Source organism: Pauljensenia sp. C0170B4 (assembly GCF_056590235.1).
On sequence record NZ_JBWPVS010000003.1, the window covers coordinates 1 to 13062 of the forward strand.

General features: G+C 57.6%; 9 protein-coding genes, 1 tRNA gene and 1 rRNA gene. 2 read left to right on the forward strand and 9 right to left on the reverse strand.

Translation table 11 applies throughout. The features are described from left to right. A 16S ribosomal RNA gene (locus AC1EJ1_RS04355) occupies positions 1-473 on the reverse strand; the annotation flags it as partial. 593 nt (positions 474-1066) lie between these two features. On the opposite strand from AC1EJ1_RS04355, the gene AC1EJ1_RS04360 reads away from it, so the two are divergent. Beyond that, positions 1067-1139, forward strand: a tRNA-Ala gene (locus AC1EJ1_RS04360). Between the two features lie 435 nt (positions 1140-1574). Continuing rightward, positions 1575-1721 carry a hypothetical protein gene (locus AC1EJ1_RS04365; protein ID WP_480289707.1) on the forward strand — a complete coding sequence of 49 codons (147 nt, stop codon included), beginning with the start codon at positions 1575-1577 and terminating at the stop codon, positions 1719-1721. 111 nt (positions 1722-1832) lie between these two features. Here the strand turns inward: AC1EJ1_RS04365 and AC1EJ1_RS04370 are convergent, their stop codons facing one another. The 8 genes from AC1EJ1_RS04370 to AC1EJ1_RS04405 all read right to left on the reverse strand — a co-directional run bounded on the left by AC1EJ1_RS04370 (position 1833) and on the right by AC1EJ1_RS04405 (position 12837). Continuing rightward, the gene (locus AC1EJ1_RS04370) at positions 1833-2888 is read right to left on the reverse strand and encodes a S66 family peptidase (RefSeq protein ID WP_285016036.1); all 1056 of its coding nucleotides are present in this window, start codon (positions 2886-2888) and stop codon (positions 1833-1835) included. A 103-nt stretch (positions 2889-2991) separates the two neighbouring features. Continuing rightward, positions 2992-4833, reverse strand: coding sequence for a glycoside hydrolase family 35 protein (locus tag AC1EJ1_RS04375; protein WP_480295383.1), 1842 nt, complete (start codon positions 4831-4833; stop codon positions 2992-2994). Next, positions 4830-6491: an ABC transporter substrate-binding protein gene (locus tag AC1EJ1_RS04380; protein WP_480295384.1), complete on the reverse strand. Its 1662-nt coding sequence runs from the start codon at positions 6489-6491 to the stop codon at positions 4830-4832. Before AC1EJ1_RS04380 ends, AC1EJ1_RS04375 begins: the two co-directional genes overlap by 4 nt. A gap of 34 nt (positions 6492-6525) precedes the next feature. Then, positions 6526-7359, reverse strand: a complete 834-nt coding sequence (locus AC1EJ1_RS04385; RefSeq protein ID WP_285016033.1) for an ABC transporter ATP-binding protein — start codon at positions 7357-7359, stop codon at positions 6526-6528. Beyond that, complete coding sequence (locus tag AC1EJ1_RS04390) at positions 7346-8356, reverse strand: ABC transporter ATP-binding protein (protein WP_480295385.1); 1011 nt, start codon at positions 8354-8356, stop codon at positions 7346-7348. The genes AC1EJ1_RS04385 and AC1EJ1_RS04390 overlap by 14 nt, the downstream gene beginning before the upstream one ends. Next, positions 8353-9300: an ABC transporter permease gene (locus tag AC1EJ1_RS04395; protein ID WP_070728235.1), complete on the reverse strand. Its 948-nt coding sequence runs from the start codon at positions 9298-9300 to the stop codon at positions 8353-8355. Before AC1EJ1_RS04395 ends, AC1EJ1_RS04390 begins: the two co-directional genes overlap by 4 nt. Next, positions 9300-10370: an ABC transporter permease gene (locus tag AC1EJ1_RS04400; RefSeq protein ID WP_480289712.1), complete on the reverse strand. Its 1071-nt coding sequence runs from the start codon at positions 10368-10370 to the stop codon at positions 9300-9302. The genes AC1EJ1_RS04395 and AC1EJ1_RS04400 overlap by 1 nt, the downstream gene beginning before the upstream one ends. A gap of 103 nt (positions 10371-10473) precedes the next feature. Next, positions 10474-12837 (reverse strand): ROK family protein, encoded by a 2364-nt coding sequence (locus AC1EJ1_RS04405; protein WP_480295386.1) that lies wholly within the window; start codon positions 12835-12837, stop codon positions 10474-10476. Between the last annotated feature and the right edge of the window lie 225 nt (positions 12838-13062).

Below are 13062 nucleotides of genomic sequence, written 5' to 3' on the forward strand. Positions count from 1 at the left end.
TAGCGGCTTGCACACGAGCGAAAGAGGTTCACAACCCGAAGGCCTCCATCCCTCACGCGGCGTCGCTGCATCAAGGTTCCCCCCATTGTGCAAAATTCCCCACTGCTGCCTCCCGTAGGAGTCTGGGCCGTATCTCAGTCCCAATGTGACCGCCCACCCTCTCAGGCCGGCTACCCGTCAAAGCCTTGGTAAGCCATCACCCCACCAACAAGCTGATAAGCCGCGAGCCCATCTCCCTCCAGAAACCACAAAGGCCCCTTTCCCACACCCCCCATGCGGAAAGCGCAGAACATCCAGTATTAGCACCCATTTCTGAGCGTTATCCCAAAGAAAAAGGCAGGTTACTCACGTGTTACTCACCCGTTCGCCACTCTCACCACACAACCACAAAGGCCACGCAGATCCCGTTCGACTTGCATGTGTTAAGCACGCCGCCAGCGTTCGTCCTGAGCCAGGATCAAACTCTCCAAACAAAAAACAAAAACCATAATCTGCTCAGAAAACAACCACCCCACAACAGGGCAGCCAATCCCAACCAAAAAAACTCAAAAAACAAAAACAAGCATCAACAAAACAAACACACTATCGAGTTCACAAACAACACCCCCACACGCCCACAACCCCAAACAAAAGGCCACAAACGCGGGACAACCACCACAAACAACACCAACCACAAACAATCAGCACCGCCCGGGCGACAAGAAAATACTCTACGAACAATCGGGGCGATCGTCAAACTGATTTGCGGTGAGCTCCCTCACCGTTCGATTTTTCGGCACAATGTCGCCAAACAGCAGGTGGAATACTGTTTTAATCCGGTTTTTATCATCATTAATTCTGGTTTTTTGGTGCCCGGTTGAGTGCGCTCCACCATCGCTGATCCCCTAAAAGTGTGGCGCACCAAGCACTGAATTACTCAGATCAATTTTTGTACGCCTTAGTGTTGATCCGCGCTGGCAGTGTGCATGCATGTAAGCGCGCATCAATACTCGTAAATGATGGCGGTGCGCTTCACAGTCCCCAGTGTGCATTTCGTGCTGCCAGGGTGGTACGATACTTGAGCCTTGGGGCTATGGCGCAGTTGGTAGCGCGTCTCGTTCGCAATGAGAAGGTCGGGGGTTCGAATCCCCCTAGCTCCACTGTGTGATGTGTCGGGACATCGTTGACAGTTTGTTGGCGGTGTCCCGGCTTTTTGTGTGGATGTGTCATGCCATTGGCGGTATTAAGATCGTGCAACCACTGATACAGCGCCACAGTTCCTGCGTCAGTGCTGTCGTGCAATGAGTTAACTGCCGGCAGACTCGTTGGCAAGCGTCGATGCACTCTATTTGCAGCAGGCTCAGGGTTTGAGAAGCAAGACGTGTCCATCGGTCGAACGCATATTTCGGCGTTCACTTGTCATGCTTCTGAAGTCAAGTCCGGGACACCAGATGCGCATCCAGGCAGGAACAGCTTGACGTCTCTTTGGAGCACATGCATACCCTCACTGACGTCTGCTGCCACCAATCGCTCCACTCCGACAGTCCAGTCTCGTTTCGATGAGAATGCTACAATGGGCAGCAAGGAGGAGCCACATGAATCGAGCAGAATTCCTGAAAATGATGGCTGCTGGCCAGGCACTCACACCCGGAAGTGAAGCCACGGAGTTCATGCATGCCCGCGCAGTCCAGACCCGGCTTCTGTGTCAGCAGCTGAACTCAGGGGTGCACAGCGCCGAGTAGCTCTGCGACATCATTCAGCAGATCACCGGCGAACCTGCCAATCCAACACTTAACGTGGTGACTCCCCTGACTATCGACTGCGGCATCAACCTGCATTTTGGCGAGGGAGACTCACACGGATGCGAAATGTGCAATCACCGCGCCCGCTGACGGGTCAAGCGTGATTTCACCACCATAGGGCAGGACAAGTTGCGGTCGCGTATGGCCAAACGGCAACCCGATACACACCAGCAGGTCGCGCGTGTAGTCAACGATGTTGGACAGAAGGTACTCGGTGTAGGCCTCGCGGCGAGCCGTGACCACAGCTTCCGGCTCGTCGGGCATCTCGCGATTACGCACCACAGGACGGGCGAACACCAGACCTGCGGCGGCGTCCAGATACCCACGCTCCCCCATCGCGCGCACCCAGCGTCCCACATAATCCGGCGGTGGCAGCATTTCGGATGTCTCCAGCAGAAGAATCGCACCTTCGAGTTCACGCGCCGCCGGCAGACGGTCCGCGAGCGCCAGCTGATCGATCACTTCCATGCAGCCGCCCCAGGTGCGCCCTCGTACAAGTGCGTCAGGGCCGATAAACTCGAGGGGAATTGCGCTTTCTCGTCGGACAGGCTCAGTCAGTGCCTGTGGCGTCGACCAGTCCCACCCGTAGTCCTCACTGTCTTCAGGCATGGGCAAGGGCAGGTCTTCCTGACCAAAGAGCGCTGCACGCACCGTTGCCAGGTGCTCGCTATCCACACCAGGGCCACTTCCGAAATGCACCATGGAGGCGCCACCGTGATATGACGCGATTCCGTTGCGCCACAACCAGTTCAGGATATTTGTGTTGTCACTGTATCCGAACACCGGTTTCGGGTCACGTCGGGCCAGAACAGGGTCAAGGAACCGGGTGATCCGTATCTGATCGTCGCCGCCCACGGTGGTGAAAATGGCGCGGATCTGCGGATCAGCAAGTGCGGCATTGAAGTCCCTAGCGCGATCAGCTGGTGACGCATTCATTGCCGCCGTGGTGGGGTATTCAACCACTTCCACATTCAGCAGCTCTTCCATGCGCGAGACCGCCTGGCGGTGAACCTCCGGGAAATAAGCCGGTGCCGCCCACGCAGGTGACAGCAGTGCCACTTTGTCGCCAGGCCCTGCAGGAACAGGTGCCGAAATCTGGTGTGCCATGGTTGCCATCGTAGAGCCACCGCGGGCACCTCTCCATGCACTCAGGCCCTGGCTGCGCCGAGCCAGGGCCTGAGATGTGTCCGCACCAACGGTTCCAGTGCTTCTAGTCCTCCGTGGTGAACAGCGGATGGTCGATAAGTGAGACCGAGGGGTGCTCACATTCCAGATCCAGCACGGTGATCCGATGTCTGCCGGGTTTGAGCAGCGGCGACGGGACGTACAGTGCGTGCTGTGGCCCGATATTCCAGAAACGCCCCAGGCAGAAGTCATCAATCCAGGCGATGCCGTGACCGCATTGCGATACGTCCAGGTAGGCGTCCGCCTCGTCCTCGACGTCAAATGCCGCCGAGGCAAGAACTGGCAACCCGGCCGAAGCGCTGTGCTCAGAATTCGCCCCGTTCGCTTCCTCGCATGCGGCAAGGAGCGATTCTGGCGAAAGCGAGACAACCTGCCAATTGTTCAGGAAACGCACCCCGTACCAGATTCCTCGAACGACTCCCTTAGGATCGCCCAGGTGGGGGCCAAAGTTCACACGCCCCAGGTTCTCGACGAGTATTTCCAGCTCAATCGTTGTCCCCTCGAGCGATTGCCTCTCCGCAACATCGCCCAGCGCAGGCTCCAGCGATATTTCCTGGTCAGGATTGTTGCGATCAGCAACTCCCAGGAAGACCCCATTACCCCACACGTAGGCCCTGTCGTGCAGCTCCATGAACCGAAGCGGCACAATGGCGCCGTCAGACCAGGGGAAGACCGTGATCTCGCGTTTGAGCAGCTGGAATCCCAGGTCGATTTCCGCTTCTTCAAAGGTGGGAACCCACGGCCAGCCTTCACCTTCACTGCGCCACAAGGGCAGTGTGCGCAGGTTGTGGGAATGCTCGAGCTGCAGATCCAGGCGCGGCTGCATTGTGGGATTTTCCGTGATCCCCAGGCGTTCGCGTTCTGCCTCGTAATCGGGAAGATCCCGGTAGCGTGCGATCGTCTGTCGGTAGGCGTGGAATTTTGCCGTGAGCCTTCCGTCTTCAGCAATGGGAGCGTCGTAGTCGTAGCTGGTCGTGGTCGGCTGGTAGTCCTCCGCCTGGTTCGCACCGGCCCACAGGCCAAAGTTGGTGCCTCCGTGCGCCATGTAGAAATTGACACTCATGCCGTGCGAGAGCATGAAATCAAGTTCGTTCGCACAGTCCTGGGCGTCTCTGTCGTGGTGGGGTTCTCCCCAATGGTCAAACCACCCGTTCCAGAACTCCATGCACATCCCCGGCCCGCCGTCTGTCCACTGAGACAGCACGGGGAGGACCTGTTCAGCTCGCGACCCGAAGTTACCGGTCGGATACGCGCCCTCCACGGTTCCGGCAGATAGCCACAGGGAAGCGCCACCATCGCTCGTCACCAGGAGTTCATCGATCCCACGATCGGTGACCATATCGCGCATAATCGCGAGGTATTGCGCGTCATCCCCCCATGAACCATATTCGTTTTCCACCTGGACGGCAACGACGTTGCCACCCCTGTTGGATTGGCGCTGCGCCACAATCGGGATGAGCTGATCGAACCAGCGGGACACTTCCGCCAGGAACTTCTCATCGCGGCAGCGCAGCCGCAGGGATGTGTCGTGCGTCAACCACGACGGCAGGCCGCCGTTTTCCCATTCGGCACAAATGTAAGGCCCTGGTCGCACAATCGCGTCCAGGCCAAGCTCCGCCGCAATGTCGAGGAAGCGGCCGAGGTCTCTGCCACCTTCAAATGACACAACCCCGGAAGCCGGGGCGTGAAAGTTCCACGCCACATATGTCTCGACGGTATTGCAGCCCATCAGGGCCAGCCGCTTGAGACGGTCTTCCCACAAATCCGGGTGCACTCGGAAATAATGCAGTGCGCCGGAAATGATGAGATGCGGTTCATTGCCGCGCAGGAACTGCGCGCCCCGCACTTCCAGTGTTGATCGCGTCATGATGATTTCAGATTCAAAATATTGAGAATAGCGTCTGCCGGCAAGGTGTTATTCGGTACCCAGGTAGTTTCTCCCTGAACAGGCCAGCCTGTCCACCTCATCGAGTTGAGCTCGGCTTTCCAGCCGGCAGTTGCTGTGGCGATGAACGGGGCCTCCTCAGCCAGGATCTCCTGTGCTTCGACAGCCAGCTTCTTGAATTCATCATCCGTGCTTCCCGGTGGGAATTCTCCAAGCTTGACGCCGATCTCATCGAGACGCTCGTTCTTGAAGAACATCTCGTTGCCGTCGTTCTTTTCTCCAGGCGTTCCGACGCGCGCCGAGTCAAAGTGCGTAACGATGTCCGTGATCTGCAGACCCTGCGTCGGGCTCGAGGACATCATGCCGTAGTCGCCCGATTCGACCAGCTGAGAAAATGGCTGGTCAGCCAGCTGGTTGATTCCCACTGTCAGGCCGAGGTTCTGCTTCCACTGGTCAGCTAGGATCTGCGCCGTCAGCACCCATTCGGTGTAGGGCTGGTAGACATCATATTGCAGCGTGTAGGACTGTCCGTCTTTCACCAGATTGCCGTCGACAACCTCCCATCCGGCGTCAGCCAGATCTTTCTTGGCGGCTTCGACATCCAGCTTTGCTTCCTGACCACTCGCGAGGATATCTCCGTACACGCTCGGGTCAAGACCAGCCTTCGTCGGCACTGAGTATCCAACGTTGACAGCCTTCGCGGCAGCTTCCAGGTCAATCGAATCGCGCAGCGCACGCCTGACTGCGGGATCGTCGTACGGTGCTTTCATCGTGTTGAAGACGATTCCGTCGCTGGTGCCCACCGGGTAGAAGGTATAGCTGAAGTGCTCGGGGTCCTTGCTGACGTATTCTTCATCAGCGTTTTCCCACCCGGCCGTGCCGTAGTCAATTGTCCCCTTCTTCAGGGCGTCCTTGGCGGCGTCAGCACTCATGGCCATGATCTTCACGGTCTTGACGTCAGTGGATGTGTCACCCCAGTAGTCGTCGCGCATCTTCAGTGTCAGCTGCTGAGGCGAGAAGGAATCAAGGACGAGGGGACCCGTCCCGATCGGCTCAGGGTTGGTGAAGGTAGCCGGATCCTCGTCTTTCCACACGTGCTCCGGAATGATCTGGCGCTTTGCGAATGAAACCAGGTCAGCGAACGCCGGTTCGTCGTACACGACCTTCACATGAGTGTCGTCGATAGCGCTGACTTGCTTGAACGGGTAGAACGCCTTGGTCTTTCCGTCGATCACGAGCTGCCAGGTGAACGCCACATCCTTCGCGGTGAATGGTTCACCGTCGCTCCACGTCGCATCGTCACGCAGGGTGAATGTCAGTTCTGTTCCATCCTCATTGAATTCCCATGATTCAGCAAGGAAGGGAAGAACCTCGCCGGCCTTGGTGCGATCAAGACGAACCAACGGCTCATAGAAGAACGCTGTGCCCGGCGTAACCGCAGTTGCTGTCGGGGAGAACAGGTTGAAGTTCTGACTCCAGGTGGTTCCGCCCCAGCCGGCAATCTTAACCTCGGAGCTCGATGCGTCTCCGGAGGCACTCGACGATGCCCCGTCTCCCTTGTCGAAGGAGCACCCCACGCCGGTCAGCGTCACCGCTGACAACAGGCCGACTGCCAGTGCTCGTCTCCATCTCCTCATCATTGTGTGACCTTTCTGGTACGTAGTTGGATTTCTTTTATCGTTTTTTCGTTCTCTTGACTCGCCTGCTCGGATCCGGTGCAGCGCCAATCAGAACCCGCGTATAGTCGTGCTCAGGTTCGTGCACAATCTGTTCAGTCTGGCCCACTTCAACCAGCTTCCCGTGGTACATCACGGCCATCCGGTCAGACAGGTATCGCGCACTGGCGATGTCGTGCGTGATGTACAGGATGGACACGCCACGTTCATGACGCAGCTCATCGAGCAGATTCAGCACACCGATTCGTATCGACACGTCCAGCATCGACGTGGGTTCATCTGCCAGCAGCACAGACGGCTCCACAGCCAACGACCGCGCGATGGAGACGCGTTGCCGCTGCCCACCGGACATGGAACTGGGATACCGGTCGATGAACTCTGAGGCAGGAGTCAGATGCACGGTTTCCAGCAGTTCCAGTGTTCGCTGCTCGACTTCCTGCCGACTAGTGGCGCGGCCATGCAGTTTCAACGCTCTGCCGATGATGTGACGCACCGTCTTCAGGTTGTTGAGCGAGGCAAACGGGTCCTGGAAGATCATCTGCACCTGCCCGTAGTACTCAATAGGCTTGATGCGGTTCGGCCCGCTGAGGTTCACCGTCTTGCCGTGCAGCAAAATCTGCCCAGAATCGATGTCACCGAGGAGGGCAAGGGCACGCGCCAGCGTCGTTTTTCCAGATCCCGATTCACCGACGAGGGCGACCACTTCACCCTTGTGCAGCTCGAGGCTGACATGATCGCAGGCAGTGACAGTGCTGCGTCCACCTGATTGTGCCTTGCCTTCAAAGGTGACGGTCACATCTTCAGCGGCGAGAACCACTTCAGTTTCGGGCATGGTCGTTCCTCCTCTCCACCATGACGGGGCAGGCCACTGAGCGTCCGCCTCCAAGATCAATCAGAACTGGCGGCTTTTCCTCGCACCGCGCTTCTCTGAATTCACAGCGCGGCGCAAAGGGGCAGCCTGGTGGCAGATTCAACAGGTCGGGAGGGGTGCCAGGAATCTCGTGGAACTTCCGCTTGGGCTGGGTCAACGAGGGGAAAGCATCCCGCAGACCACGCGAATACGGGTGGATCGGGTCATCTGCCAGGTCCTCGCCATCAGCAATTTCAATGAGCTTGCCGGCATACATGATTGCGATGCGATCAGCGATCTCGAGGAGCAACGACAGGTCGTGCGTCACGAAAATGACCGAGAATCCCAGCTTTTCCTGAAGTGCCAGAATCTCGTCGAGGATCTGGCGCTGCATGACGACATCGACGGCAGTGGTCGGCTCATCCATCACGATCAGTTCTGGATCGCATGCCAGCGCCAGCGCGATCAGTGAGCGCTGCCGCATCCCTCCGGACAATTCATGCGGGTAACGTGTCATGGCGTCAGGGCCAATGCCAACATCTTCCAGCAGCGACACTGCGCGTTCCTGGCGAGCCTTCTTATCCATCCTGGGATTATGGACTGCCAGCACGTCATCGAACTGTTTGCCCAGACGCATCACCGGGTTCAGGCAGGCCATCGCCGACTGCATCACGATTGACAGATCAACCCACCTCAGGGGGCGGATCTGGTCCTCACTGGCACGCGCCAGATCGATGACCTTTCCGTCTGGGGAATAGTAGCGAATTGCGCCAGATGCGATAACGGCGGGCGGTTTTTGCAACCTCATTATTGCTGTCAGAAGCGTCGATTTTCCGGAAGCTGATTCACCAGCCACGCCCAGGATCTCGCCTCGATGCAGCGTGAAGCTGACGTCGTTGCACGCCCGCGCATCGGCGTCAATACCAAGATAGTCGACGCACAGGTTGTCAACTTCCAGCAGTTTCACTGGCTCTGTCATGAGGTCACCGTCCCTGTATCTGCGCTCCACATCACGGGCTGATCGCTGGATCGAATCTCTCGGTCACGTTTCCTGTTGAACTTGCGGGTGATGCTCGTCAATCGTGCGTTCAGTGAGGGGTTCGTGATTTCATCCAGACCGAAGTTCACCATTGCCGTCGCAAAGCCGATCAGGGCGATACAGATACCTGGTGGCAGGAACCACCACCACATGCCGCGCAGCAATGCGCCCTGCTGTTGTGCCTGCCCGATCTGCATACCCCAGGACATTCCGTTTGTATTTCCAATACCTAGGAATGCGAGGGAGGATTCAGCGAAAATGCCAGCCACCAGAGCACGCAGGAACATTGCCGAAATGATGCCGCCCAGGTGAGGCACGATTTCGACCATGACGATTCGCCACCTCTTTTCTCCGATTGAACGCAGAGCCGCAGTGAAGTCTCTGTTGCGAAGAGAAAGCGTTTGCGAACGGATGACTCGCGCACCACCGGGCCACTCCAGGAAGCCGATAATTAGGGCGATCATGACGATCCCGGCATTGTTGATGTAGCCGGCGATGATGAACATCAGTGCAAGGCTTGGGAGGGTCATCAGCACGTTCACGAAAGCCATCGTCACCTTGTCGATCAGGCCGACTGAGTATCCCGACCATGTTCCGACCAGGACAGCGATCACCGTTGCCAGAAGACCGGAAATCAAACCGACGAATACCGATCCGCGCGCGCCTTTCACCGTCTGCGCAAATACGTCCTGTCCGGCAAGGTTCGTGCCCAGAAGGTGTTCGCTGCTTGGCGCTGACCCCATGTTTTCGTAGTCGACGGCTGCCGGGTCCAGGTTCATCACTGTGGTAATGAACAGTTCACCGAAAATCGCAACGATCAGGAAGAAGATCAGGACAGAAATTCCGACCTGTACTTTGCGGCTTGAGAGAAATTGCTTGAGCATCAGTTCTCCCTCGTTCGAGGATCGAGAACCACGTACAGGGAATCTGCAACGAAGTTAGCGATCAGGACGGCAAAAACAATCATGAGGAAGATGTTCTGCATGACTGGATAATCCTTCGCGAGGATCGACTGCAGCAGCAGGTAACCGATCCCGGGGTAGGTGAAGACGATTTCACTGAGGACGACACCACCCACGATGCCTCCCATTGCCATGGCCAGATTCGTAATATTCGGCAGGAGCGCGTTACGCGCCGCGTAGCGGAACAGCACGGTTCGCTCGGGCAATCCCTTTGCTTTTGCCAGCGTGACGTAGTCTTCCGAAATCGTGGTCACCATCATGTTTCTCATCGAGAAAAGCCATCCGGCAAAACCGATCAGGATGAGGGTGAATGCGGGCAGTGCGCCATACCGCAGCACGCTCATAACGAAGTAGAAGTTATTGATGTCGAAAGGAACATCGGGGTCATATCCACCTGCACCAGGGAACCAGTTCAACTGGAAAGAAAAGACCCACAGCACGACCATCGATACCCAGAATGCTGGGAATGATGAGAACAACGTTGAAGCGGGAGTGAGGATGTTGTCGAGGCGCGATCCCGGGTTCCAGCCGACGATGGCTCCCAGAGCAGTTCCCACGAGCCAGGCGAGTAAAGTTGTCACACCTACCAGCAGGACGGTCCACGGCAACGCACCACTGATGAGTTCTCCCACGCTGGTCGGGTATCGCATGACGGAGATACCGAATTCGCCGTGCAGGACGTCCCAGATGTAGGTCAGGAACTGTTCCACGATGTTCTTCTGCGGATCGCCGTAGAGGGAATACATCGACTGAACCTGTTCTGCACTGAGCTTGGTTCCCGTTTGTTGTTCGATCTGGCGGGTCAACGTGACCACCGGATCGCCGGGCATGAAGCGCGGAATGGCAAAGTTCAAGACGACTGCCACAAAAGCAGTGACGACATAGAATCCCAGGCGTTTGAGCAGATAGACCAGCCCGGTTGGACTGTGTCGTTGCCGTGTCTTTTCCGCAGCGGCAACTTCTTCTACGGAAGCGACTCCTTCTCGAGACATCGGCACCCTCCCTTGGGTTACGTAGTCGATTCTTCACGCTACAAGTTGTGAGTATTACTTATATACGATCTTGGGATAATAGCGCGGCTCAGTTCAGTAGCCGTTATTTCACCTGGTTGTGATTGAAATAAGCAACAAGGTGTTCAGGAAGTTCGGGGATGTGGCGCGGCTCGTTCCCCTCGCGCAACGAACTCGTTGCCTGGATGCCGGCAGCCACCGCGTACCATGCTCCCAAAGGCGATGTGTCGGTCACCGCGTCGTGGGCAACGAATCGGAGGAACTCGTCAACAATCAGCTTGTCGGCGTCTCCATGCCCCTTCTCATCACCGATGATGGGGAACTGCTCGTCACCATCAGGGTTATAGATCGTGCGCTTATTCCACAAGCTGATGTGCCCGCCCTCGCCGTCACCGAAGTTTTCCAGACGCCCTTCGGTGCCGATCACCGTGTAGTTTCGCCAGTAATCGGGCGAGAAGTGGCATTGCTCGTATGAGGCCAGGACACCAGATTCCATTCGCATCAGCATCATGGACACGTCTTCGACATCGATAACGGCGTTCAAGCCCTTTTGGGTCATGGGCGGCCAATTGTCGAGGGAATACCAGTCGTGCATGAGCTCGTTGGAATGATCGCCGCGGTCGGTGATCTTGTCGTATACCATCAGGTCGCCCATTGCGACGACGTCTGTCGTGTGAGAGTCGGCCAGCCAGTGCATCACGTCAATGTCGTGTGCGGCTTTCTGCAGCAGCAGCCCCGTGCCGTGCTCACGCGTGGCGTGCCAGTCCTTGAAGTAGAAGTCGCCGCCTGCGCCCACGAAGTGTCGGCACCAGATCGTCTTGACTTCACCGATTCGCCCCGCGCGGATCAGATCACGCATGGTGCGCACGACGTTCATGTGGCGCATATTGTGACCGACGTACAGCTTCGATCCAGTTTCATATGCCGTCTCCAGGATGCGTGTGGCATCGTCAAGGTGGATGGCGAGCGGCTTTTCAACGTACACGTCGATTCCTGCCTTGAGCAGTTGACACGCGATGTCGGCATGGGTGTCATCTGGTGATGTCACAAATGCAACGTCAACGTCGCATTCAATGAGCTCGTCGACTGCTTCGCATACGGCAATCGAGTCCGGGTCCCGCTTGAGCTGTTTCTCGACGCGTTCGCGGCGCTGCGGATGCGGTTCACATGCTGCGACGATCTGCGCCGGAACACTGGCATTTTCGGCTCCCAGAGCCAGAGGGGCGCGGGCCCCGATCCCCACAACGCCGACTCTCAGTGGCGCAGATGAACTGGATGTGTGCTGAGTCGTCAACGTCGTATGCCTCCTGTTGAGTTGAGCTGACAGAATTGAGTGAAGGTGATGGAGCGTGGGCAGCTGCGAGGACCCTTCCCCGAAGAGGTGGCGATCTGCGTCCAGCAGTGCCCATGCGACGGTGCCAATTGAGGCGCAGGCCGTGCCGTAGGGAGATTCTTCGATTCGAAGATCAGGTGCGGATTCAGGGCGCAGACTGGCAAGTTTCCTCTTGATTGCTGCCATGACTTGCGTGGAGTTGGCGGGAAGGCCTGCAATGACGATGGTTCGCGGATCGACCACCACCCCCAGCGGTCCGATTATGCTGGCCAGTCGTTCGCCCCATTGGGCGTAGGCACGTTCGAGGGAGGCTCTGTCCTGCGGTGAATCCTGGGTGCCGACCTGATTGCGGGCAACGGATTCCTCCACGAGGGGCGCGTCCACCACGTCTGTGATTTCACCGGCATTGAATGAGCAGCCTCGGTGGAGTTGTCCTTTGAGGATCAGCCCCGTGTGGATGCCCAACTGGCAGTTCACGAACAGCAGGTCGTCATCGGCGGCAAGTTTTCCGTCGCTGACGCGAGTCACAAATTCACCCATTGCCGCAGCGTTGATGTCATTTTCGATTCGAACCGGGCATTCCAGATCGCGGCGCAGGGCATCACCAAATGGAAAGCCAGCCCACGATGGGATCAGGTCTGAACGAACAATCGTGCCCTGGGCATCAATGACACCTGTGGTGGAGACGACGCAGGCGTGAACGGGTCCCCATTGGGGCCGCAGCTTTTCAATGAAGCGGGTGATGAGCGCCTCTACCTCGCGGTAGCGTTCCTGCCCGCTTTGGGCCTTCAGCTGAGCTACACGCGATTGGATGATGGAGCCGGACATGGAGATCGCGCTGATGGCCATTGTCCGTTGAAGCAGATCCACGCCCACAGCGAATCCTGCCTGGGGCGCCAGAGTGAATACGCGTGCCGGCCTGCCACCGTCAACGACGCTGCTTTGCTCAACGATCATTCCGCGTGCTGCCAGGCCTTCCAGGATCGGCGTCACGGTCGGTCGCGTCACGCTGCAGGCTTGAGCGAGTTGGGAATGGGTGGCGCCGCCTTGACGCAGCACGTTGATTACGTCCAGGGCACGCCGGTCTCCGCGCTCTGAACTACGCCGAGTGCTCATACTGCGTCCTCACTGCCTCATTGCCACGTCTTTCATGGGCATTATTGCGATGGACGTTCGCCCATCTCCCTTATGAAAGCCACTAATAAAAGTGAATATTAGAACGTGGGACCCATCGTGTCAATCTCACGACGCCTCGAGCGTGCACCTGCCCCGGGTACGTTGGAACGCTCAGCGATCAGACAGATAATGCACTCAGAGGCCTTTGCAGGCATCCGGGCGACG

What these genes read in the sequence shown, in the direction of transcription:
- AC1EJ1_RS04365 (WP_480289707.1), top strand. Translation starts at nt 1,575, where the DNA reads ATGAATCGAGCAGAATTCCTGAAAATGATGGCTGCTGGCCAGGCACTC.
- AC1EJ1_RS04370 (WP_285016036.1), bottom strand. Translation starts at nt 2,888, where the DNA reads ATGGCACACCAGATTTCGGCACCTGTTCCTGCAGGGCCTGGCGACAAA.
- AC1EJ1_RS04375 (WP_480295383.1), bottom strand. Translation starts at nt 4,833, where the DNA reads ATGACGCGATCAACACTGGAAGTGCGGGGCGCGCAGTTCCTGCGCGGC.
- AC1EJ1_RS04380 (WP_480295384.1), bottom strand. Translation starts at nt 6,491, where the DNA reads ATGATGAGGAGATGGAGACGAGCACTGGCAGTCGGCCTGTTGTCAGCG.
- AC1EJ1_RS04385 (WP_285016033.1), bottom strand. Translation starts at nt 7,359, where the DNA reads ATGCCCGAAACTGAAGTGGTTCTCGCCGCTGAAGATGTGACCGTCACC.
- AC1EJ1_RS04390 (WP_480295385.1), bottom strand. Translation starts at nt 8,356, where the DNA reads ATGACAGAGCCAGTGAAACTGCTGGAAGTTGACAACCTGTGCGTCGAC.
- AC1EJ1_RS04395 (WP_070728235.1), bottom strand. Translation starts at nt 9,300, where the DNA reads ATGCTCAAGCAATTTCTCTCAAGCCGCAAAGTACAGGTCGGAATTTCT.
- AC1EJ1_RS04400 (WP_480289712.1), bottom strand. Translation starts at nt 10,370, where the DNA reads ATGTCTCGAGAAGGAGTCGCTTCCGTAGAAGAAGTTGCCGCTGCGGAA.
- AC1EJ1_RS04405 (WP_480295386.1), bottom strand. Translation starts at nt 12,837, where the DNA reads ATGAGCACTCGGCGTAGTTCAGAGCGCGGAGACCGGCGTGCCCTGGAC.